Genomic DNA, 22,244 nt, shown 5'->3' on the forward strand with positions numbered 1-22,244 from the left:
AACCGGTCGAATTCGCATTTGTGTGGTCGGTCAGTCTCGGACTTATGATCCTACGTTGCGGAACCAACGGATGATGGCTTCGCGATCCTCGGGTTCCATATAGGTCACGTTGGCCGGGGGCATGGCGTGGCTGACGCCCGATTGCAGGTAAATCTGTTTTGCGTTGCGGGCAATGTCTCCTTCGGTTTCCAGCAACACGCCCTTTGGGGCCCATTGGATACCTTCCCACACCGGTTCGCGGGCGTGACACATCGAGCATCGGCCCAGTACGATGTCATGAGCTTCTTCAAACCCATCAGCCGCCGCAAACTTCTGCTCATATGGCGTAAGGGGCTGCGCCTCTGCCTCTTCCAGCGGCTTGTACATTGGTGCAGTCGAAAGCCACATGATCGCGATGAACAGCAATGCGGTGACCAGCCACGTCCACGTGGGATCGCCCGCGCGCGCATGGCGAGTATTGAAGTAATGGCGGATCGTGACCCCCATCAAGAAGACCAGCGCGGCGATGATCCAGTTGTATTCCGTCGCAAAAGCCAGCGGGTAATGGTTCGACAGCATCAGGAAAACGACAGGCAACGTCAGATAGTTGTTATGGGTCGAACGCAGCTTGGCAATCTTACCGTATTTCGGGTCTGGAGTGCGGCCGTTTTTCAGGTCATCCACCACGATGCGCTGGTTCGGCATGATGATGAAAAACACGTTGGCGGTCATGATCGTCGCCGTGAACGCGCCCAGATGCAGCATCATCGCCCGACCAGTGAAAATCTGGTTGTACCCCCAGCCCATCGCCACAAGCAGGACGAACAAAAGCACCATCAGCAGCGTTGGGCGCTCACCCAGTCCTGACTTGCAGAGAAAATCGTAGATCAGCCAGCCGACGGTCAGGGACGCGGCCGAGATCGCGATACCCTGCCACAAGGCGAGGTCCGCCTTTTCCGCGTCGATCAGATACAGCTCTCCGCCGACCCAGTAGACGATCATCAGCAATCCGGCACCGCTGAGCCAGGTCGCGTAGCTTTCCCATTTGAACCAGGTCAAGTGATCGGGCATCCGCCCGGGCGCGACCAGGTATTTCTGGATGTGGTAGAAACCGCCACCGTGGACCTGCCATTCCTCACCATCCGCAGGTCCGGGGATATTGCGGTTCAGGCCAAGGTCCAGCGCGATGAAATAAAAGGATGATCCGATCCAGGCGATTGCAGTGATTACGTGCAGCCAGCGCACAGCAAATGCCATCCAGTCCCAGAACACGGCGAATTCGAACATGAGAGGTTTCTCCGATTGGTTGCCGCCACACTAGGCAAACGCGGTTTTCTTCGGTATTCCCGTATATTGTCAAACTGTATCAAAAAAAACGATAAGATGTCCTATCTCGACAATATCCGAACCTTTGTCAGGGTCTATGATTTGGGCAGTATGTCCGCCGCAGGGCGCGACCTGCGCATTTCGCCTGCGGTGACTTCAGCGCGGATTTCCCAGCTCGAGGATCATCTGGGTGTCCGCCTGTTCCAGCGCACGACACGCAACCTCAGCCCGACCGAGCAGGGGCGGGCATTTTATCCTGGCGCGGTGGCGGTTCTGGATGCGGTTGACGAGGCTGAGGCACAGGTGGTTCACCTGACCGAAGCGCCGCGCGGGTCGTTGTTTGTCGCCGCGCCTCTGGGTGTTGGACGCAGGCTGCTTGCCCCGCATGTACCTGACTTTCTTGAGGAATACCCCGAGATCGACGTTCGGCTGCGCCTGACAGACCGATCCGTTGACCTGACGACCGAAGGGCTGGATCTTGCGTTTTTCATCGGTCAGCCAGAAGACAGCACCTTGCGCATTCGAAAGATTGCGGATTGTCAGCGCGTCCTGTGTGCTGCCCCGGAATACATAAAACGTCGGGGTTTGCCCAAAACCGGATCGGACCTGATTTCGGAAAAGCACGAATGCCTGAACCTGCGCTTTCCGGGTGCTGCTGAATTTCAATGGCAATTGGAAACGCCCGAGGGGGCCAAACGCTTTGCGGTGACCGGTCGGTTTGAATGCGACGATGGGGACGTTCTGACGGACTGGGCCTTGTCAGGGCAAGGCATAGCAATGAAGCCCGTTTTTGAGGTGACGGATCACCTGAAGGCCGGGCGTCTTGTACCCGTCGCCACGGACACGCCTCCGGTTTCCGTCCAGATGGCGTGTCTTTATACACACCGCAGGCATCAGGACCCTAAGGCGCGGTTGTTCATGGACTTCATGATTGCCCGGATCGGGGACGTTGTCCGCAATTCAGAGGTTTGAACCCTCAACTGCCGCGATAGGTTGAGTACCCGTAAGGCGACAGCAACAGCGGCACGTGGTAATGCGCTTCGGCATCGGACATGCCAAACCGGATGGGAACTTCGTCCAGAAACAGTGGTTCTTCTGCGGACTGACCGGTTGTACGTAGATAGTCCCCAGCGAAGAAAACCAGCTCATAAGTGCCGGTCTTGAAGTCGTCCTTGGGCAGGATCGGGCTGTTTGTGCGCCCGTCCTCGTTGGTTTCTGTCTCGGCCAGCTTGCGGCGATTTCCGTCCGTGATTTCGAACAGCTCAATTTTCAGCCCTTCTGCCGGACAGCCGCGCGCAGTGTCCAGAACATGGGTTGTCAGATAACCTGCCACGGGAATCTCCTAATTTCTAATCGTCTCATTGGTTTGCTGTTGCTTATCACACAAAGCAATCATGTTTTGTTTGACACAGTCTGGTTTGAATCCCGAAACTTTGGGAATGCCGAAAGAAATGGAAACAGCGTTCGGATTGATTTGATAATCATCGCTCCGTTTCTGCGGTAAAGCGTAGGTAATGTGACAAAGACAAGACGGAAAACATCATGCAGCCCCCTCGTTACCCTCGCGACATGATCGGATACGGAGCCAACCCACCAGACGCCAAATGGCCGGGTGGGGCGAAATTGGCAGTCCAGATTGTGCTGAACTATGAAGAGGGCGGAGAGAACTGCGTCTTGCACGGGGATGCCGCGTCCGAGGCGTTCCTGTCCGAGATCGTCGGAGCCGCCCAATGGCCGGGACAGCGCCATTGGAACATGGAGTCGATCTATGAATACGGATCGCGCGCCGGGTTCTGGCGCTTGCACCGGCTGATGCAGGACTTGCCGATCACCGTTTACGGTGTCGCAACGGCCTTGGCCCGGTCCCCGGATCAGGTCGCGGCAATGACATCCGCAGGCTGGGAGATCGCGAGCCACGGCCTCAAATGGGTGGAACATAAGGACATGCCCGAGGACGAAGAACGCGCCCAGATTGCCGAGGCGATCCGTCTGCACACCGAGGTTGTCGGTGAACGTCCGGTGGGGTGGTACACGGGGCGCTGTTCCGAAAACACCGTGCGGTTGGTCGCCGAAGAAGGGGGCTTTTCCTATGTGGCTGACACCTATGCTGACGATTTGCCCTATTGGATGAATGTCGGTGGGCGGGATCAGTTGATCGTCCCCTACACGCTGGACTGCAACGATATGCGTTTTGCCACGCCGCAGGGGTTTAACTCGGGGGATCAGTTCTATTCGTATCTCAAGGACAGTTTTGACGCGCTTTACGCAGAAGGTGAGGCGGGTGCCCCCAAGATGCTGTCGATCGGGTTGCATTGCCGCCTGATCGGTCGTCCGGGCCGGGTCATGGCCCTGAAGCGGTTCTTGGATTACGCGCAGGGGCATTCGGATGTCTGGTTCGCGACCCGCCAGCAAATCGCCGCGCATTGGGCGGAAGAGCATCCACCTGTTTCGCGGGCCAAACCGTCCGAGATGGACCGGGACGCGTTTGTTGCAGCCTATGGCGGGATATTCGAACACTCTGCCTGGATCGCTGAACGTGCCTATGATCTGGAACTGGGTCCGGCCCACGATACGGCTGGCGGCTTGCACAATGCGCTGGCTCGCATGTTCCGATCCGCCTCGGAACCAGAGCGGCTGGGCGTCCTGACGGCGCACCCGGACCTTGCGGGTAAACTGGCGCAGGCCAAGCGGCTGACACAGGAAAGTACGTCCGAGCAGGCTTCGGCCGGATTGGACGCACTAACGGATGCCGAGCGTGACGCATTTACGGATCTGAACACGCGCTATACGCAGAAATTCGGGTTTCCCTTCATCATTGCGGTGCGCGACCACAACAAGGCTTCGATTTTGGACGCGTTCCAGCGCCGGATCGAACAGGATCGAGATACGGAATTCGCCGAAGCCTGTCGTCAGGTCGAACGTATTGCCGAGTTCCGATTGCAAGACGTGCTGCCCTCATGAAGCGGATTGCGGCAACCCCACTGACGCCTGCGGCGTTCGCGCCTTTTGGGGATGTGATCGAAGTCGCAGGCGACCCGGACAAGATCATCAATCAGGGTCAGTGCGGCCGGTTCCATGATCGCGCCGAGCTGGATTTTTCGGACGGCCGTGCAGGGATCAGCCTGTTCAACGCCAACCCGCGTGCCCTGCCATATCAGCTTGATATGGTAGAGCGGCATCCGGATGGCAGTCAGGCCTTTATCCCCATGACTCATCAGCCTTTTCTGGTCATCGTTGCTCCGGACGAGAGCGGCAAGCCGGGCGAACCGGTGGCGTTCATTACCTCGCCGGGGCAGGCCGTGAACTATCACAGGGGCACATGGCATGGCGTTTTGACGCCACTGCATGGCCCCGGCCTGTTCGCGGTGGTTGATCGGATCGGTACTGGCGCCAACCTTGAGGAATTTTGGTTCGACACGCCCTACGAAGTCGTGTCGTGACCGTTGAAGCCGCAGGATAAGCGGCAAGACCCCCGTGAACCTGACAGAGAGGACAGTAACTCATGGCTGACACTTCCATAGGGACACCCGAACAGCTTCGGGACCCCAACTATACTCCGGCATTGCACAAGGCCGTTCCGCTGGGCATCCAGCACGTCTTGGCGATGTTCGTATCCAACGTCACCCCCGCGATCATCGTGGCAGGGGCGGCTGGGTTCGGATTTGGGTCCAACTCGCCGGACTTTCCTGAATTGCTGTACCTGATCCAGATGTCGATGCTGTTTGCGGGTGTCGCGACGCTGTTGCAGACAGTAACGCTGGGGCCTGTGGGTGCCGCGCTGCCGATCGTGCAGGGCACCAGTTTCGCATTTCTTCCCATCATGATTCCGCTGGTCGCGGGTAAAGGTGTCGACGGGCTGGCGGCATTGTTCGGCGGCGTGATCGTCGGCGGTTTGTTCCATGCTTTGCTGGGCACGGTGATCGGCAAAATCCGCTTTGCGCTGCCGCCTTTGGTCACCGGGCTGGTGGTCACCATGATCGGTCTGGCACTGGTCAAAGTTGGCATTCAATACGCAGCCGGAGGTGTTCCGGCCATTGGGACACCCGAATATGGGTCGGCCCTGAACTGGTCGGCGGCTCTGGTCGTGATCATCGTCACGCTGGCGCTGAAGTTCTTTACGCGCGGAATGCTGTCTGTCTCGGCCGTCCTGATTGGCCTCGTGGTCGGCTACGGATACGCCCTGATGGTCGGTATGGTCACGTTCGAAGCAATCGGCACAAGTTGGGATCGCGCGGCCTCCTTTGCGTTGCCGGTGCCCTTCAAATATGGGTTTGAGTTCTCGTTCGCGGCGATCATCGGTTTCTGCCTGATGGCCTTTGTGTCGGCGATTGAAACCGTGGGCGATGTGTCCGGCGTCACCAAGGGTGGGGCTGGGCGCGAAGCCACAGACAAGGAAATCGCCGGGGCCACCTATGCGGACGGTTTCGGATCAGCCTTGGCCGGTGTGTTTGGCGGCTTGCCGAATACCTCCTTCAGCCAGAATGTCGGGCTGATCGCCATGACCGGTGTGATGAGCCGCAATGTCGTCACGATTGGCGCGCTGTTCCTGATCCTGTGCGGTCTTGTGCCCAAGGTCGGGGCGATCATTCGTACCGTCCCCATCGAAGTGCTGGGCGGTGGTGTGATCGTCATGTTCGGAATGGTCGTCGCAGCCGGTGTTTCGATGCTGTCAGATGTGGACTGGAACCGGCGCAACATGGTGATCTTTGCGATCTCGCTGTCGATCGGGTTTGGCTTGCAGCTTGAGCCCAACGCGGTTCAGCACTTGCCTGACACGCTGGGCATCCTGATGAAAAGCGGCCTATTGCCTGCGGCGCTGATCGCGATCGTCCTGAACCTGATCCTGCCGCACGAACTGGCGGATGAGGCGACCGAAGAAGTCTCGGGCGGGATGTCCGGGCATGGGTCGGGCAGTTTGCCGGGCGAATAGATAAAAGAGAGCGGATCGCAGAGTTCTGCGGTCCGCTCAGCTGCGGGCCATCAACCGCGCCACGTCCAGCATCCGGGCTGAAAAGCCCCATTCGTTGTCATACCATCCGAAAACGCGGACTTGGTTTTCGCCGATCTGACGTGTTTCGGGGCCAGCAATGACCAGAGACTCGGGGCGCGTGCGCAGGTCGGACGAGACCAGCGGCTCGTCCGTCCAACCCAAGACAGGCGAGGATGACACCGCCGCGCGCAATTCCGTATCGAACGCCTTGGGCGTCATGCCCCGTTCCAGTGTCACAACCAGATCAACCGCCGAAACGCTGGCCGTCGGAACCCGAACCGCAGCACCGGAAATGCGACCTGCGAGATGGGGCAACACCTCGTCAATCAGATGCGTGGCGCTTGTGGTGGTCGGCACCATCGACAACGCCCCCGCACGAGACCGGGCCAGATCGCCGCGCGGCGCGTCGACCATCGGCTGGCTGTTGGTATAGCAGTGGATGGTGGTCATATGCGCCGAGGCCACGCCCCCGATCTGATCCAGAACCTTGACCAGGGGCGCAAGCCCGTTGGTCGTGCAGGACGCGTTCGAAACGATCCGGGCGGCACCCAGTTGATCTTCGTTCGCGCCCAAAACAATCGTGACCTCAGTTGCGGGGGAAGGGCCGGAGATCAGCACCTTGTCGGCTCCGACGGTCAAACCCTGACTGGCCACGTCCGACGTTCTGGCAACTCCGGTACAGTCCATCAGGACATCAACGCCGGTCAGGTCCACCTGCGACAAGTCCGAACTATGCGTGACCGGGATCGCGCGCCCGTCTACCACCAGTTCTGCATCACCTTGCGTGACCGCGCCGGGGTAGGGGCCAAACGTGCTGTCGTATTTGAACAGGTAGGCGCAGGTCTCAAGCGGTGCGATATCGTTGATCAGCACCAGCTCAACGTCGTTGTCCTGCGGCTGGGCCAGAAGCTGCCGCAGGATCGTGCGGCCGATCCGACCGAATCCGTTAATCGCGAGTTTCATGCGCAAGCTATGGCAGCGCGCCGCGCCGACCTCAATGCCCGTTTGATCCCGGGGTCAGTTGCAGCTGACTTGCGAAAAGAACTGCCCCGAGATGTTCTGATACATGCTGCCGATAATCGGTCTGCATCCCGTAGCCTGCTGAATCGCGGCAGCGGCCTGAAGCGTGCGCAGGCGCGGTGGCGGGCCAAAGGGGTTCAGATTGTTGCTGTCCCGCGTCGCGCGATACACGACCGGCGCATCCGATATCTGCGTCACCGCCCAGGTGCGGCTCATGACGAAAACCTGTTTGGTTTCTTCCTTGGCGACAACAGGGGTTGCCTGAAAAGCAGTCAGGCCAACTGTTGCTGCCAGTGCCAGCATTGATCCGCGCAGTACCATTGAACAATCTCCAGTGCTAAAAACAGGTGTTATTTCACCAGATTCAAGCGCTTCTGTGAAGCCCTGCGCGGGAAAAAGCCGATTTGCCGTCAGCGCTTGGTTAACGACAGGGGCATGTGCCGGTTTACGTCCTTGTAAAGCAGGTAACGGAATCTGCCCGGCCCACCGGCGTAACAGGCCTGAGGGCAGAACGCGCGTAGCCACATGTAATCGCCCGCTTCGACCTCGACCCAGTCCTGATTCAACCGGTAGACGGCTTTGCCCTCTAATACATACAAGCCATGTTCCATGACATGTGTTTCAGCAAACGGGATGACGCCGCCGGGCTCAAACGTCACGATGTTGACGTGCATGTCATGGCGCAGATCCTGAGGGTCAGCGAACCGGGTTGTTGCCCAGCGCCCTTCGGTTCCGGGCATGGGGATCGGTGCGACGTCGCGCTCGTTCGTGATGATCGGGTCGGGGGCTGGCAGGCCGGGGACAGGTTCGTAAGCTTTGCGAACCCAATGGAATCGCGCGATTTCATCAGCGCGGTTGTGCAGGGTCCAATCCGATCCGGCCGGTATATAGGCGTATCCGCCGGTTTCAAGCACGTGGACCGCCCCGTTCAAGGTCAATGTCACGGCCCCTTCGACCACGAACAGAACACCTTGTGCGTTTGCGTCGGTCTCGGGTCGGTCGCTGCCGCCGCCGGGCTGCACCTCCATGATGTACTGAGAGAACGTCTCGGCAAAACCGCTTAAGGGGCGGGATAGAACCCACAGGCGGGTATTTTCCCAGAACGGCAAATTGCTGGTTACAATATCCCGCATCGTGCCCTTGGGGATTACGGCATATGCGTCGGTGAACATCGCGCGGTCGGTCAAAAGCTGATCCTGCCCCGGGTGACCGCCGGTTGGCGCATAATATGTTGGCTGTGCCATTTCGTGCCTCTAACTCGTGTTTCGGGCACTATGCTGGGATTGCACTTTCGCCTCTAGCGGCAGAGTCGCGATAGGTTTGTTCGGGATTATTTGAAGGTCGCAAGGGGACTTGGCCGCCCTTTGCAGGCGGTATAGTCTGAATGGTGAAGTCATTTTTGAAAGGTGAGGTATTCATGAAACCTCAGGCGATCACGGTATTTGTTTTTGCAGCTATGGTGGGTTTTGGAACGGCCGGTCACGCGAAACCCTTGTCGAGAATCATTGCTGAAATGGGGCTGAGCCCGGCGGACTTCAACGTGGTGAATGCTACGGCGGATTCGATGCTGGAAAATGGTGCTCCTCCGGTTGGAACAGAACGTAATTGGTCCAATCAGGACTCGGGGTCAAAGGGAACCATTCGCGTGCGCGACGTGCGTGACAATTGCGTACATTTTCAACACGTGATCCAGCCCGCAGGAGCAGAGCAGACGCGTGAGGTCAGAACCCGCAGGTGTCAGGACGCCGGCGGTGCCTGGATTCTGACCCCCTGACCAGCCCTCAATACCCCCGCGCGCGATCCACTTCGTGCAGCAGGGGTTTCCCGTCTGTCAGACGTTGAAAATTCTCGGCCACGTCCCCAAGCGCCTCGCCCAGATGCCACCCCGAAACATGCGGGGTGATCATCACGTTCGGATGGGCCCATAACGGGCTTTGCGGCGGCAGCGGTTCAGTGGATGTGACATCAAGAACGGCGTGCGCCAGAGTGCCCTTGTCCAAGGCCGAAATCAGCGCCGTTTCATCAATCAGATCACCGCGTCCCGCGTTCAGCAGTTGACTGCCCGGCTTCATGGCCGCCAGCATTTCGGCATCGAACAATCCGATGGTCTGTGGCGTCGACGGCAGGATCGCGCAGACATGGTCGCATCGGCCCAGCAGGTCGGGCAGGGCCGCGTCCCCGTGCAGACATGTCACCCCGTCAAGTTGTTTGGGTGAACGGCTCCAGCCGATGACGTTGAACCCGATTGCGCGCAACATCAGGGCGCTGCGGGCACCGATATGTCCCAAACCCAGAACTCCGACAGTTTTCTCGGGGGTGTAGCCCGGCGCCTTGGGCAGCCACTTGGCCTTGCGCTGGGCTGTTTCGTGGAACGAGACGTTTCTCTGGCGGTGCAAGATGTAGGTCACGAACCATTCTGCAATGCCTTGTGCCGGGGCATCCGGTTTCAGGCGCGCCACACGAACGTGGTCAGGCAGGTTTGGATTGCCGAGGATCGTCTCAACCCCTGCACCCAGTTTCTGAACAAGTTTCAGATTGGGAAGTTGCGATGGATGCGTGTCTTTCAAACCGACAACCGCAATCATCGTGATGTCGGCGGGATCGCCGATGGTGTCCCGTGTCCTCACATCCAGACCCGGGCGCAAACGCTGAATCTCGCCGACAATGTCGTCATCGCTCATCCAGTCGGACAGTCCTGTTTCGATCAGCAAGGCCATTTTGCGCTCCATATATGTCATTCCGAGTGTTGCAGTGTTCGGTCGCCAACTGGACAGTGTACTGGCAGCTAAGTCATTCTCTTCCGGAACGTAAAGACTGGTCACCGGGTTCGCGCAGAAATATTCTTGGACACATGTGCGAACTCGGTGCTTGGCTGACGGGCTGAATGCGGTACACAGACGTCAGGTCGCCTAAACCGAACTAAGAAATGCGCTGGGGAAAAGGTGTAAGCAAAAACATGAGCAGCAACCCTGATGTGAACCAGCACACCTTTTTCTACATTCGTGCAGACGGTGCATTTGTCGGCAACGAAGCCGCGCGCGGGCCCTGGTCGCAAGATCATTGTCATGCGGGGCCAGTCACGGGCCTTGTAGCGCGGGCCGCGGAAACCGAGGTTGGGTCCGACAAGATGCTGACCCGTTTGACGATCGACATGTTGCGTCCGATGCCTTTGGCCGGATTGCGCGTTGCGGCGGAAACCACACGGCATACCAAGACGATGGCAACGACACGGGTCACCGTGCATGATCTGGACGATACCCTTTGCGCCACGGCGACGACCATGCATCTGGTTCGCCGAAACCTTGGGCCTGTTCCAAATGTGACCGTGTCGCCGCCCCAATTTGAAGATGCGGTGACCGGCCCTTTCCCGATTGGCGAGACACGCCACAAACTGCGCGGCTTTGCTAATCATACCGAGATTCTCTATCCGAAAGGCGGCAATCAGGGGCCGGGGCCCAAGGCGATCTGGATGCGCACGCCTCCTTTGTTGCCTGATGAGGTTCAGTCGCCCATTCAGGCCCTGTGTCCCTTGGCCGATTGCGGCAACGGCCTGTCCTGGAATGCGCCGACAACGGAAATGGGCTTTATGAACACGGACCTGACTGTGCAGGTTCATCGCGAACCGGTGTCGGACTGGCTGGCGTCGGACTCGATATGCCACTGGCAGCCATCTGGAATCGGGATGTCTCAGTCGGTGCTTTACGATACCGAAGGTCCGGTTGGTGTAGCGCTGCAGACGCTGGTTTTGTTCCCGCAACCCTGATTGATGGCTGAAATCCGCACCCGTCAGGCGAAACGCATTGCCGGACGCGGGCGGTCATCCTATCTTTCGCATATGCGTTGGTTTTTGACCCTCTTGACCTGCTGTGCCCCGATTCCGGCACTGGCTCACCCGCATGTCTTCATCGACACGGGGTTGGAGTTCATCGTGGATGAATCCGGAAACCTGACACATGTCCGCGTCACTTGGGCCTATGATGAGTTCTACTCGCTTCTGGTCCTTGAGGACATGAAGCTGGATCAGGACGCAGATGGCATACTGACCCCAGCCGAAGAAGGTTTTCTGGCTGGGTTTGATGCGCAATGGGTCGAAGGATACAACGGCGATCTTCTGGTTTGGGCGGATGGAAAACCGGTTGCCCTGTCCGGCCCGGCAGAGGCCTCTGCCACGACCGAGGATGGCCGCATCGTCACGACCCATCTCAGGGCGGTCGAAGGCGCTGCGGCACCGGCGGCAAACCTGACTGCCAAAGCCTTTGATGAGACCTATTACACGGCCTACGAAGTAACGCGTCCCGTTACCGTTTCCGGGTCGCTGTCATGTCAGATTGGCCGGATTGAACCGGATATTGACGGGCAGTTGGCCCAGATGCAGGCGTTTTTGCGCACATTGGACGCCGATTATGACCTTGAGGAAAATGATATCCCGCTCGTCGGCGAGAACTTTGCGACCGAGATCCGTATTTCATGTCCAAATACCTGATTGTACCGGTCGCTCTGGCCATTGGATTGCTGCTTTGGTTCTGGGGCAGCGGGGGGTTCGACCAGCTTGCGGCTTGGGCGGCTGGTGAACAGCGCGCGTTCCAGAACCAGATCGCCCGGTCATTGAGGGCCGCTCGCGCCGAGCAGCCCGAGGCCGTCGCGACATTGCTGACCGTTTGTTTCGCCTATGGGTTTTTCCATGCCATCGGTCCGGGGCACGGTAAGGTGTTGATCGGAGGGTACGGTTTGGGCCGCCGCGTCGCATTCTGGCGGCTGTCAGCGATCAGCGTGTTGTCGAGTTTGGGGCAGGCCGTGACTGCGATCGTGCTGGTCTATGCGGGTGTTCTGGTGTTCCAGATGTCACGGGAAAGCCTTGTGGGGACGACCGAACAGGTCATGGCGCCCATAAGCTATGGCGCCATTGCTGCAATCGGGCTGTGGCTGGTGTTCCGAGCCTTGCGAAGCTTTGCAAGGCGGCACAAGTCCCAGACATCCCAACACGATCACCATCATCACGACCACGGCGACCACCATCACGACCATCATCACCAAGAAGGCGAAGTCTGCTCGGATTGCAGTCATCGCCACGGCCCCACCGCCGAGGAGGTTGCCAATGTCGGTAGCCTGCGCGAGGCGTTGATCCTGATCGCCGGAATCGCGGCCCGGCCCTGCACTGGCGCGTTGTTTGTGCTGATCCTGACGTGGCAGATGGGCATCGCGATGGTGGGGATCGCAGGGGCGTTTGCCATGGCACTGGGAACGGCGATGGTCACGACTTTGGTCGGTTGGACCTCTCTGGGTCTGCGCGGTGGATTGCTTGCCTCGGCCTCGGCCACACGGTTTGCGCAAGTGCTGGCCCCGACCATCGAACTGGTTGCGGGGCTGATGATTGCCGTGATTGCCAGCGGGCTCTTGTTGCGCGCTATCTGAGTTCGTCAAAAACCGGTTGAGGGTAGCCGACCCGCGCCAGATAGAGCCCCTGCGGAGGGCACACCGGACCACAAGCCGCACGGTCAGCCGCTTGCAGGGCGACACGCACATCCTCGGGCGTCCACGCCCCCGCGCCAACACGTTCCAGCGTGCCGACAAAGCTGCGCACCTGATTGTGCAGGAAAGACCGGGCGCGGACGTGAAAGTGGATTTCGGGGCCGGAAAAACCCTGAACCTGTTCAACGCGCAATTCGTCCAGAGTTTTGACCGGGCTGGCGGCCTGACAGATTGAAGAACGGAACGTCGTAAAGTCATGACGGCCAATCAGCATGTCTGCGCCTGCTTGCATGGCGTCCACATCCAGCCTGTGGTTGATCTGCCAAACCTGCCCGGCGTCATGGGTCGCGGGCGCGCGGCGCATCAGGATGCGAAACAGATACTGACGTTCCACAGCGGAAAACCGGGCGTGCCAGTCATCCTCGACCCGCGCGGCTTTCACAATCGCGACGGGCTGCGGTTTCAGGTGATAGTTCAACGCTTCTGACAGGCGGAACGGGTCCCATTCCTTGGTCAGGTCGCAATGGGCAACCTGTCCCAGCGCGTGCACCCCGGCATCCGTTCGACCGGCTGCGGCAATCGTATGGGCACCGGGCTGGATACGCGACAACGCCTGTTCGATGGCCCCCTGAACGGAAGGCAGCTCTTTTTGCCGTTGCCACCCGGCGAACGGCTCTCCTTGGTATTCGACTTTCAGTGCGTATCTTGGCATGGGCTGCTGGTAACGCGCCGCACCGCAACGGGCAAGAGCGGGAAAGCGCTGGTATGTCAGGTCCGCGCTACCTATTTTGAGAGAAACGAAAAAAGCGGGGCGACAATTTGGTCATCTCTTCCCTGTCAGACAGTCTGGTGCGTGGCTTTGAAAGTGTCGGTGACAGCGTGTCCGAAGCCCTGTTCGAGCCGGTCATTCGTCTGGGCGTCACCGGATTGGCGCGGTCGGGCAAAACGGTGTTCATCACCTCGCTTGTTGCCCATTTGCAGGACCGGGGCCGCATGACCGGTCTGGTGGCCCAGCGCGAGGGGCGGATCAACGCCGCCTATCTGCAGCCGCAACCTGACGACACAGTGCCCCGGTTCGACTATGAAAACCATCTGGCGGCCCTGACCGGACCGCAACCACATTGGCCGGACAGCACCCGTGCCGTGTCGGAACTGCGCCTGTCGTTCAAGGTGCGTCCCGCTGGTTTGCTGTCGGGGTTGCAAGGACCGCGAACGGTTCATCTGGATATCGTGGACTATCCGGGCGAGTGGCTTTTGGACCTGGCCCTGTTGGACAAGTCTTATGAGGAGTGGTCGACCGAGACGCTGAACCGCATCGCAGGTCGCGCCGAGGCAGACGCATTTCTGGCGCTGGCCAAGGCTGCAGAGCCTGCGGCCGAGCACGACGAACCCACCGCGCTGTCGTTGGCCAAAGCCTTTTCGGATTACCTGAACACGGCGCGGGACGCAGGATACTATGACTGCACGCCGGGCCGGTTTCTGCTGCCCGGCGATTTGTCGGGCTCTCCGGTTCTGACCTTTGCGCCGTTGCCCGTTGATGGCAAAGCCCAGCGGCGCAGCCTTCACCACGAGATGGCCCGTCGGTACGCGGCCTATAAATCTCAGGTCGTAAAGCCGTTCTTTCGCGATCATTTCTCGCGAATTGATCGTCAGGTGGTGTTGGTCGACGCGCTGGGCGCGATCCACAAGGGTCCGCAAGCGGTTGAAGATATGCGGCGCGCGATGGCGGATATCCTGTCGGCGTTCCGACCGGGTCGCAATGCGTGGTTGAGCCAGCTTCTTCTGGGCAAACGGGTCGAGCGTATCCTTTTTGCCGCGACCAAGGCCGATCACCTGCATCACCTACAGCACCCCCGCCTGACCAATATCATGGAAGCTCTGACACGCGACGCCCGCGATCGGGCGAATTTTGCCGGTGCGCAAACAGCGGCCTTGTCGCTGGCGGCGCTGCGCGCGACGACCGAAGAAATCCGGTCCCATCAGGGGGCAGACCTTCCTTGTGTGCGCGGTACGTTGCCCGATGGAAAGCGCGCGGCTTTCTATCCCGGTGAATTGCCCGAAGACCCGGCCCGCCTGTTAGGGCCTGCCCGTGATGGCGCAGGTGCATGGCTGGACGCCGATTATGGTTTCATGGCGTTTGAGCCAGCCCAACTGACATTGCGACCGGGGGATGGCCCACCCCATATCCGTTTGGACAGGGCGGCGCAGTTCCTCATAGGAGACCGCCTATGACCGTGGTCCTGCGTGCAGCCCGCAGCACGGATGCCGGTGCGACCGGTGAAATCCTGCATGGTTTCGCGCTCGAACATGACTGGATGCCGGAATTGCATTCGCGCGCCGAGACCATAGCCTTTTGCGGTCGGATGATTGATCAGGACTGGGTGACCGTTGCGGAAACCGATGAGGGCATCGTGGGTTTTCTGGCTTTGAACCAAAGCGAAGTTCATTCCCTGTATCTGGCGCCCAAAGCTCGAGGGCGTGGGATCGGACAACGTCTGTTGGACGACGCCAAGTCCAAGCGGGCCGAACTGTCCCTGTTTGCGTTTCAGCTAAACCTGCGGGCCTGTCGGTTTTACGAACGCAACGGGTTTTCCGAAGTCGCCCGCAGCGACGGGGCGGATAATGACGAAAACCTGCCGGACATCAAATATGTCTGGAAGAAAAGCGAGGCTGTCGATGGCTAAAGGTCCTGTTGTATTTGATCTGGACGCCGAAGAGCCCTCGGTCGACGTGTCGACTGCGCCGCCTGTTCCGGACGTCGCGCCAATGCAGGGGCAGGCCATGCAAACGGCGGTCAGATTGGCGGCCAGAAAGCCCTCGGTCTTGTCCCGGTGGTTCTGGGGGCTGGCTACTGCAGCGGTTGGTGCCGTCGTTTCCATCGCCGCTTGGGATTTTGTCACGTCACTGTTGCTGCGCGCACCTGTTCTGGGGTGGATCGTAACCGGGCTGTTTGGCGCTCTGGCTCTGGTCGCGCTGCTCATCGCCATGCGCGAGTTGGCTGCGATTGGTCGCTTGTCTCGTATCGACGGCCTGCGCCGGGCTGCTGACGAAGCGCTGGCCGACGAAGATTTGAAAAAGGCCCGCGACGTGACCGAAAAACTGATCAGTTTCTACAAAGGCCGCGACGACACGAGATGGGGACGTGACCGGTTGAACGAGCGTATGGGCGAACAATTCGACGCTTCGGGCTTGTTGGAGCTGGTCGAGGATGAGTTGCTTGCCCCACTGGATGCAGCCGCCAGCCGCGAGGTCGAGGCGGCGGCGCGTCAGGTCGCAACCGTGACAGCTCTGGTCCCGCTGGCCTTGGCGGATGTTGTGACGGCGCTGGCCGCGTCGCTTCGGATGATCCGTCGCATTGCCGAAATCTATGGGGGGCGTTCCGGGTTTCTAGGAGGTTGGCGGCTGACGCGCGCCGTGTTTGTGCATCTGGTGGCCACTGGCGCCGTGGCAGTGGGCGACGATCTGCTGGAGCCTGTTTTGGGTGGCTCGGTCCTTAGCAAACTGTCCCGCAGGTTTGGAGAAGGGCTGGTGAACGGCGCACTAAGCGCCCGCGTTGGTGTTGCGGCGATGGACGTGTGTCGGCCTTTGCCATTCTCGGACCGTCATAAACCGTCGACGCGCACGATGATCAAGCGGGCTTTGACCGGTTTGTTCTCCAAGACTTGACGTAACGCAAAGACTTCCTGTCTGCTGGTCCGCATAAAAGCGCCGGAGCCAGCCATGACCGAGCACGGACACAGCCAGCAGGAAATTTCCGAGAGGATCAACGCCCCGCCGGGCCGCGGCGTGCTGCGCGATGTTGTCTATGGCGGGATTGATGGTTCGGTCACGACATTTGCGATCATTGCTGGCGTGGCCGGGGCGGGACTGTCACCTTTTGTCATCGTTGTTCTGGGACTGGCAAATGTTTTGGCCGACGGGTTTTCCATGGCAGCGGGCAATTACTCGGGCACCAAGGCCGAATTGGATAATGTCCGCCGTATTCGGGCCATTGAAGAGCGACATATTGACCTTTATCCTGATGGAGAACGTCGCGAAGTCCGGGAAATTCTTGCCCAGAAAGGCCTGTCCGGGCGCGTGCTGGACGAGGCGACGGATGCGATCACCGACAACCACGAAAACTGGATCAATCTTATGATCGAGGGTGAATATGGCCTTGGAGCCGTTGATCCGAACCCGTTCAAGGCTGCGATGGCGACATTCATGGCCTTTCTGGTTGCGGGGATGATTCCGCTCTTGCCGTTTTTGCTGTCTGTCGAGAACGCGTTCACGGTGTCTGTGTGGATGACAATGGGTGTGTTCTTCGCGATAGGCGCGATGAAAAGCCGATGGTCGCTGGCCCCATGGTGGCGGTCAGGAATGGAAACGCTGCTGATTGGCGGTGCAGCCGCGTTGATTGCGTATCTGGTGGGGTCGTTGTTCCACCCATAGGGGATGCTCATGTATCTACGGGCAAGCGAACCCGCGCCATTCGCCGCAGGGGGCGGAAGCTCTGGACCATCCGATGCGGGCGTCCTATAAGCGCCGCCATGTATGACCGGATGGCCATCATTATTCGAATTATATCCCCGGCGCTCTGACATCCTGAGACGCCGGGCAAAGGTGTTTGAGACTTCGCACCGACCGCTTCGATCCACACGACGACCAGATGACCCAAAGGACGCCCCCAATGTGCGCCGAAACACCTGATTACAAAGACACGCTGAACCTGCCCAAAACCGATTTCCCCATGCGCGCCGGATTGCCCAAGCGCGAACCCGCATGGCTGGAACGGTGGGAAACCATCGGCGTCTATGACCGCCTGCGCGAAAAACAGGGGCGGACGCCGTTCACCCTGCATGATGGCCCCCCCTATGCGAACGGTCACTTGCATATCGGCCACGCGTTGAACAAGACCATCAAGGACATGATCGTGCGCTCGCATCAGATGATGGGCCATGACGCGCGCTATGTGCCGGGTTGGGACTGCCACGGCCTGCCCATCGAATGGAAGATCGAAGAGCAGTACCGCAAGAAGGGCAAGAACAAGGATGAGGTGAACGTCGTTGATTTCCGTCAGGAATGCCGCAAGTTCGCCGAGGGTTGGATCGACATCCAGCGCGACGAGTTCAAGCGTCTTGGCATCACCGGCAACTGGGCTGATCCCTATATCACCATGGACTACCACGCCGAGGCCGTGATCGCCGATGAGTTCATGAAGTTCCTGATGAACGGCACGCTCTATCAGGGGTCCAAGCCCGTGATGTGGTCGCCGGTCGAAAAGACCGCTCTGGCCGAGGCCGAGGTCGAGTATCACGACAAGGAAAGCTTCACTATCTGGGTGAAATTTAAGGTCGTGGAAGCAGATCGAAGCAAGTCTCCAGACTTCGACGAGCCAATTGTTCGCGAAAATGTGCTCGGTGATGGGAATGTTTACGTAGTCATTTGGACGACGACACCGTGGACCATGCCCTCGAACAAAGCGGTCGTGTACGGCAAGGATATCTCCTACGGCCTGTATAAAGTCACCGGAGCGCCCGACGAATGCTGGGCCAACGTGGGTGACAAGTTCCTTCTGGCCGATAATCTGGCAGCGGACGTGCTGGGCCGCGCGCGTCTGAACGACGACCAGTGGACCCGCGTCCGTGACGTGACCACGGATGAGTTGGCAGGCGTGCAACTGACCCACCCGCTGGCCGGGGCCGAGGGCGGCAATGGCGAATGGGATGACATTCGCGATTTTCGAGCGGCCGATTTCGTAACCGATACCGAAGGCACCGGCTTTGTCCACTGTGCGCCGTCGCACGGGATGGAGGAATTCGAGCTTTACCGCGATCTTGGGATGCTCGAGCAGGTCATCACTTATAACGTGATGGACGACGGCTCTTTCCGCGCTGACTTGCCGTTCTTTGGCGGCAAATACATCCTGTCCCGCAAGGGTGGTGAGGGTGACGCGAATAAGGCGGTGATCGACAAGCTGGCCGAGGTCGGCGGGTTGCTGGCACGCGGCAAGATCAAGCACAGCTATCCGCATTCGTGGCGCTCGAAGGCTCCGATCATCTATCGCAACACGCCGCAGTGGTTTGCATCCGTTGACCGCAAGCTGGACGATGGCATGGGCGAGATGGGGGATACCATCCGCGAACGCGCCCTGCGCTCGATTGATGAGCTGGTGAAATGGACACCGCAGACTGGCCGCAACCGCCTGTATTCGATGATCGAAGCCCGTCCGGACTGGGTGTTGTCGCGCCAGCGCGCCTGGGGTGTGCCTCTGACCTGCTTTACCAAGAAGGGCGCGCTGCCGACCGATGCGGATTACCTGCTGCGCAACGCAGACCTGAACGCGCGTATCAAAGTCGCGTTTGAGGAAAGCGGTGCGGATATCTGGTACACCGAGGGCTTCAAGGAAAAGATGCTAGACGGCATCGCCAACCCTGACGACTACGATCAGGTATTCGACGTGCTGGATGTGTGGTTTGATTCAGGGTCCACCCACGCCTTCGTTCTGCGCGACCGCGAAGACGGGACCGAGGACGGCATCGCCGACGTCTACATGGAAGGCACCGACCAGCACCGCGGATGGTTCCATTCGTCCATGTTGCAAGCCTGCGGCACCAAGGGCCGTGCGCCCTATCGCAACGTCGTGACCCATGGCTTTACGCTGGATGCCAAGGGCAACAAGATGTCCAAGTCGCTTGGCAATACCATCGTGCCGGAGGAGGTTATCAAGCAATACGGGGCTGATATCCTGCGTTTGTGGGTTGCTCAGACCGACTATACCGCCGATCAGCGGATTGGGCCTGAGATCCTGAAAGGCACTGCCGACAGCTATCGCCGTCTGCGCAACACTATGCGGTTCATGCTGGGATCACTGGCGGATTTCACCGAGGCTGACCGGGTCGCGTCCGAGGATATGCCGCGTCTGGAGCGCTGGGTTCTCAGCCGTCTGGCCGATCTGGATGAGCAGGTGCGCAAGGGCTATGCCGCGTTCGACTTCCAGGGTGTGTTCAGCGCCGTGTTCACTTTTGCCACGGTGGATTTGTCCTCGTTCTACTTCGACGTGCGCAAGGATGCGCTCTATTGCGACGGCGACAACCTGCGCCGCCGGGCTGCGCGCACGGTTCTGGACATCCTGTTCCACCGTCTGACCACGTGGCTGGCCCCGGTTCTGGTCTTTACGATGGAAGAGGTCTGGCTGGAGCGGTTCCCCGGCGATGACAGTTCCGTCCATCTGGTGGATTTCCCGGATACGCCTGCCGACTGGCGCGATGCGGACCTTGAATCCAGCATGGCCAAAATCCGCCGCGTCCGCCGTGCCGTGACTGCCGCGCTGGAGATTCAGCGTCAGGAGAAAGTCATCGGGTCCAGCCTTGAAGCCGCGCCGATCGTGCATATTGAAGACGCCGAGGTGCGTGATTTGCTGGCAACCTTCGACGTGGATGATCTGTGCATCACTTCGGGCCTGACCGTCACCGGCGATCCGGCCCCGGCCGAGGCGTTCCGTGTGCCAGAGATCGAAGGTGTTGCGGTGGTGTTTGAAAAAGCTGAAGGCGAGAAATGCCAACGCTGCTGGAAAATCCTGCCGGATGTGGGGCGCCATGCGCATGATGGCGTGTGCGGGCGCTGTAACGAGGCGTTGGGATAAATTTCAGGATTTTGCGAGGCTCTGCCTCGCGCTCCGAAGTATTTTTGAACAGAAGAAGCATGGGGCGCGACCTGTTTAGGGTTGCGCCCTTTGTCAAAATACGGGCAGCATTTGGCTATGCCGATGATTGCTGTTGATACTCAATTTGGATGCCTTGGGGTCGAAGAGACGGGTGGAGCGATCACGCGTCTGATTTGGAATGGGCAAAACATAGGTGAGGCGACGCCGGTGCTGAAGGAGGCGGCGGCGCAACTGAAGGCTTATGACCAGAGACGATTGGAGCGGTTTGATCTGCCCTATCGTGTTGCGGGATCCGAGTTCCAGCGGCAGGTCTGTGATCTGATGTTTGCCATACCCTTGGGTGAGACCAGAACCTATGGCGAGATCGCCAAAGAGTTGCGGCAGCCGCCGCAACCGGTTGGGCAAGCCTGTAGCGGAAATCCGATTCCGGTGATCATCCCCTGTCATCGCGTGCTGGCCGCGAATGGGCTTGGCGGGTTCTCAGGCGAAGGTGGCGTTGAGACCAAGGTCGCCTTGCTGCGTCATGAACGGGCCGCTGGTTTGCTGATCTGAGTGACGGATTTCTGTTGCAATCCGGGTGCTTGAGGCCCAACTTGTATCAGATAGAGATTCAAAGGACCGAATGGCATGACTGCTCAATCAGACTCGGCTGCCCGCAAGAAGGCAATCATCGACCGCCTGATGTCGTTGGAAGCGCAGGAACTTGCGACTGCGCAGGCGCATTACGACGCATTTCTGAAGGATTCGCAGCTGGACGACCGCGAGGGGCACGACAAGGACGATATCGCGGCGTCGCGAGAGAATGCGGACCTTGCCGCGGCTTTTGACGCGCCGGTGCATGCCCACCATGCCAAGATTGATGTGATTGAAAACACTGATTTCAGCGTGACTGACACGGTGCAGCCTGGCGCTGTCGTCAAGTTCAACAACCGCCGTTTCGTGGTGTGTGTGTCGACCACCCGGTTCGATGTCGATGGCAAGACCTACATGGGTATTTCGACCCAAAGCCCGATCTATCTGGCCATGACGGGGCTTCGGCAAGGTGACGTGTTCACCCATAACGGGACTGAATTCGAGGTTCAGGACGTCTTGTAATCCCGGCTTCTGCGCGGCGGGACCACCTGCTGCGCGATGCCTGCTGAAACCAGATACAGGCTGGTAACGACCAGACCCCAATGCGCCCAGCTTTCGGGGTGGAAATCCACCCACGCGGCCCAGCCTGCAAAGAAGGTCCATGCGAAGGCCATCGGCAAGGTCAGGCTGCGCCAGCGTTCCGTGCGCACGGGGTGCACGAATTTGAGTGGCAGGAACATCGCCAGCGACAACAGCGACACAAGCAGCAGGATAACCCAGAAATTGGGCTCGAGCGCGAAGACCACGATGACGAACATGTTCCAGCAGCCGGGGAAACCGGAAAAGGAATTATCTTTCGTTTTCATGCGCGTATCTGCGAAATACATGGCGCTGGCGAAGGTGATCACGATGATCGCGAACCAGCCGGTCCATCCATCCATCAGGCCGGACTTGAACAAAGCGAAGGCCGGGATGAACACGTAAGTCAGATAGTCGATGATCAGATCCAGAAGAACTCCGTCGAATTCGGGGGCGTTCTTTTTGACGTGGTAGTGCCGCGCCAATGGGCCGTCGATACCATCCACAATGAAGGAAACCACAAGCCACAAGTACATGAGGCTCCACTTCTCTTCGACGGCGGCCAACATTGCCAGCATTGCGAATACGGCGCCGGTTGCGGTGAAGAGGTGGACGGAAAGAGCTTTGAATCTGAGTGTCATGCGTGTCTCTTGAACGAAGCGT

The 22,244-nt window shown here is 59.2% G+C and carries 23 protein-coding genes; 15 read left to right on the plus strand and 8 right to left on the minus strand.

The annotated features are described in order from the left end of the window. Positions 1–42 precede the first annotated feature (42 nt). The gene (locus ACR0MS_RS00445; RefSeq protein WP_480567768.1) at positions 43–1,266 is read right to left on the minus strand and encodes a urate hydroxylase PuuD; all 1,224 of its coding nucleotides are present in this window, start codon (positions 1,264–1,266) and stop codon (positions 43–45) included. A 96-nt stretch (positions 1,267–1,362) separates the two neighbouring features. Here ACR0MS_RS00445 and ACR0MS_RS00450 point away from each other — a divergent pair, with 96 nt between their 5' ends. Continuing rightward, positions 1,363–2,277 (plus strand): LysR family transcriptional regulator, encoded by a 915-nt coding sequence (locus ACR0MS_RS00450; RefSeq protein WP_480567771.1) that lies wholly within the window; start codon positions 1,363–1,365, stop codon positions 2,275–2,277. Positions 2,278–2,281: 4 nt separating this feature from the next. Here the strand turns inward: ACR0MS_RS00450 and uraH are convergent, their stop codons facing one another. Then, complete coding sequence (gene uraH / locus ACR0MS_RS00455) at positions 2,282–2,638, minus strand: hydroxyisourate hydrolase (protein WP_480567774.1); 357 nt, start codon at positions 2,636–2,638, stop codon at positions 2,282–2,284. Between the two features lie 209 nt (positions 2,639–2,847). Here uraH and puuE point away from each other — a divergent pair, with 209 nt between their 5' ends. The 3 genes from puuE to ACR0MS_RS00470 all read left to right on the plus strand — a co-directional run bounded on the left by puuE (position 2,848) and on the right by ACR0MS_RS00470 (position 6,235). Beyond that, the gene (gene puuE / locus ACR0MS_RS00460; protein ID WP_480567777.1) at positions 2,848–4,266 is read left to right on the plus strand and encodes an allantoinase PuuE; all 1,419 of its coding nucleotides are present in this window, start codon (positions 2,848–2,850) and stop codon (positions 4,264–4,266) included. Further along, entirely contained in the window at positions 4,263–4,745 is a 483-nt protein-coding gene (locus ACR0MS_RS00465) for an ureidoglycolate lyase (protein WP_480567780.1), read from the plus strand. The genes puuE and ACR0MS_RS00465 overlap by 4 nt, the downstream gene beginning before the upstream one ends. A gap of 62 nt (positions 4,746–4,807) precedes the next feature. After that, positions 4,808–6,235 carry a nucleobase:cation symporter-2 family protein gene (locus tag ACR0MS_RS00470; protein ID WP_480567782.1) on the plus strand — a complete coding sequence of 476 codons (1,428 nt, stop codon included), beginning with the start codon at positions 4,808–4,810 and terminating at the stop codon, positions 6,233–6,235. A gap of 36 nt (positions 6,236–6,271) precedes the next feature. Here the strand turns inward: ACR0MS_RS00470 and ACR0MS_RS00475 are convergent, their stop codons facing one another. From ACR0MS_RS00475 to ACR0MS_RS00485, 3 genes are all read right to left on the minus strand, one after another. After that, on the minus strand, positions 6,272–7,258 hold the full coding sequence (locus ACR0MS_RS00475; protein WP_480567785.1) for a type I glyceraldehyde-3-phosphate dehydrogenase: 987 nt from the start codon (positions 7,256–7,258) through the stop codon (positions 6,272–6,274). Between the two features lie 54 nt (positions 7,259–7,312). Continuing rightward, the gene (locus ACR0MS_RS00480; RefSeq protein WP_480567788.1) at positions 7,313–7,636 is read right to left on the minus strand and encodes a hypothetical protein; all 324 of its coding nucleotides are present in this window, start codon (positions 7,634–7,636) and stop codon (positions 7,313–7,315) included. Between the two features lie 89 nt (positions 7,637–7,725). After that, positions 7,726–8,559 (minus strand): bifunctional allantoicase/(S)-ureidoglycine aminohydrolase, encoded by an 834-nt coding sequence (locus ACR0MS_RS00485; protein WP_480567790.1) that lies wholly within the window; start codon positions 8,557–8,559, stop codon positions 7,726–7,728. Positions 8,560–8,732: 173 nt separating this feature from the next. Here ACR0MS_RS00485 and ACR0MS_RS00490 point away from each other — a divergent pair, with 173 nt between their 5' ends. Next, complete coding sequence (locus ACR0MS_RS00490) at positions 8,733–9,089, plus strand: hypothetical protein (protein WP_480567793.1); 357 nt, start codon at positions 8,733–8,735, stop codon at positions 9,087–9,089. 7 nt (positions 9,090–9,096) lie between these two features. On the opposite strand, the gene ACR0MS_RS00495 is transcribed toward ACR0MS_RS00490, so the two are convergent. Continuing rightward, a complete protein-coding gene (locus ACR0MS_RS00495; RefSeq protein WP_480567796.1) occupies positions 9,097–10,032 on the minus strand; it encodes a 2-hydroxyacid dehydrogenase in 936 nt (311 codons plus the stop codon). A gap of 239 nt (positions 10,033–10,271) precedes the next feature. Between ACR0MS_RS00495 and ACR0MS_RS00500 the strand changes: the two genes are divergently transcribed. Genes ACR0MS_RS00500 through ACR0MS_RS00510 form a run of 3 tightly spaced genes read left to right on the plus strand, consistent with a single transcriptional unit; the run spans position 10,272 to position 12,727 of the window. Then, a complete protein-coding gene (locus ACR0MS_RS00500; protein ID WP_480567799.1) occupies positions 10,272–11,078 on the plus strand; it encodes a thioesterase family protein in 807 nt (268 codons plus the stop codon). Between the two features lie 3 nt (positions 11,079–11,081). Then, on the plus strand, positions 11,082–11,798 hold the full coding sequence (locus ACR0MS_RS00505; protein WP_480567802.1) for a DUF1007 family protein: 717 nt from the start codon (positions 11,082–11,084) through the stop codon (positions 11,796–11,798). Continuing rightward, positions 11,783–12,727: a nickel/cobalt transporter gene (locus tag ACR0MS_RS00510; protein ID WP_480567805.1), complete on the plus strand. Its 945-nt coding sequence runs from the start codon at positions 11,783–11,785 to the stop codon at positions 12,725–12,727. Before ACR0MS_RS00505 ends, ACR0MS_RS00510 begins: the two co-directional genes overlap by 16 nt. Here the strand turns inward: ACR0MS_RS00510 and truA are convergent. Continuing rightward, the gene (gene truA, locus ACR0MS_RS00515; RefSeq protein ID WP_480567808.1) at positions 12,720–13,496 is read right to left on the minus strand and encodes a tRNA pseudouridine(38-40) synthase TruA; all 777 of its coding nucleotides are present in this window, start codon (positions 13,494–13,496) and stop codon (positions 12,720–12,722) included. The two genes, ACR0MS_RS00510 and truA, sit on opposite strands and share 8 nt — an antisense overlap. A gap of 107 nt (positions 13,497–13,603) precedes the next feature. On the opposite strand from truA, the gene ACR0MS_RS00520 reads away from it, so the two are divergent. From ACR0MS_RS00520 to ACR0MS_RS00550, 7 genes are all read left to right on the plus strand, one after another. Continuing rightward, positions 13,604–15,016: a YcjX family GTP-binding protein gene (locus ACR0MS_RS00520; RefSeq protein ID WP_480567810.1), complete on the plus strand. Its 1,413-nt coding sequence runs from the start codon at positions 13,604–13,606 to the stop codon at positions 15,014–15,016. Further along, positions 15,013–15,468 (plus strand): N-acetyltransferase family protein, encoded by a 456-nt coding sequence (locus tag ACR0MS_RS00525; RefSeq protein ID WP_480567812.1) that lies wholly within the window; start codon positions 15,013–15,015, stop codon positions 15,466–15,468. Before ACR0MS_RS00520 ends, ACR0MS_RS00525 begins: the two co-directional genes overlap by 4 nt. Further along, positions 15,461–16,450: a YcjF family protein gene (locus ACR0MS_RS00530; RefSeq protein WP_480567815.1), complete on the plus strand. Its 990-nt coding sequence runs from the start codon at positions 15,461–15,463 to the stop codon at positions 16,448–16,450. The genes ACR0MS_RS00525 and ACR0MS_RS00530 overlap by 8 nt, the downstream gene beginning before the upstream one ends. Positions 16,451–16,504: 54 nt before the next feature. Next, on the plus strand, positions 16,505–17,215 hold the full coding sequence (locus ACR0MS_RS00535; protein WP_480567818.1) for a VIT1/CCC1 transporter family protein: 711 nt from the start codon (positions 16,505–16,507) through the stop codon (positions 17,213–17,215). A 238-nt stretch (positions 17,216–17,453) separates the two neighbouring features. Then, entirely contained in the window at positions 17,454–20,408 is a 2,955-nt protein-coding gene (gene ileS / locus ACR0MS_RS00540; protein WP_480567821.1) for an isoleucine--tRNA ligase, read from the plus strand. 117 nt (positions 20,409–20,525) lie between these two features. After that, positions 20,526–20,981 (plus strand): methylated-DNA--[protein]-cysteine S-methyltransferase, encoded by a 456-nt coding sequence (locus ACR0MS_RS00545; protein ID WP_480567823.1) that lies wholly within the window; start codon positions 20,526–20,528, stop codon positions 20,979–20,981. 75 nt (positions 20,982–21,056) lie between these two features. Further along, the gene (locus tag ACR0MS_RS00550) at positions 21,057–21,524 is read left to right on the plus strand and encodes a hypothetical protein (RefSeq protein WP_170795932.1); all 468 of its coding nucleotides are present in this window, start codon (positions 21,057–21,059) and stop codon (positions 21,522–21,524) included. Here ACR0MS_RS00550 and ACR0MS_RS00555 read toward each other — a convergent pair. Then, the gene (locus tag ACR0MS_RS00555) at positions 21,509–22,222 is read right to left on the minus strand and encodes a CDP-alcohol phosphatidyltransferase family protein (protein WP_480567825.1); all 714 of its coding nucleotides are present in this window, start codon (positions 22,220–22,222) and stop codon (positions 21,509–21,511) included. The genes ACR0MS_RS00550 and ACR0MS_RS00555 overlap by 16 nt on opposite strands. Positions 22,223–22,244 lie beyond the last annotated feature (22 nt).

It is taken from the genome of Ruegeria sp. CJ2 (assembly GCF_056536745.1).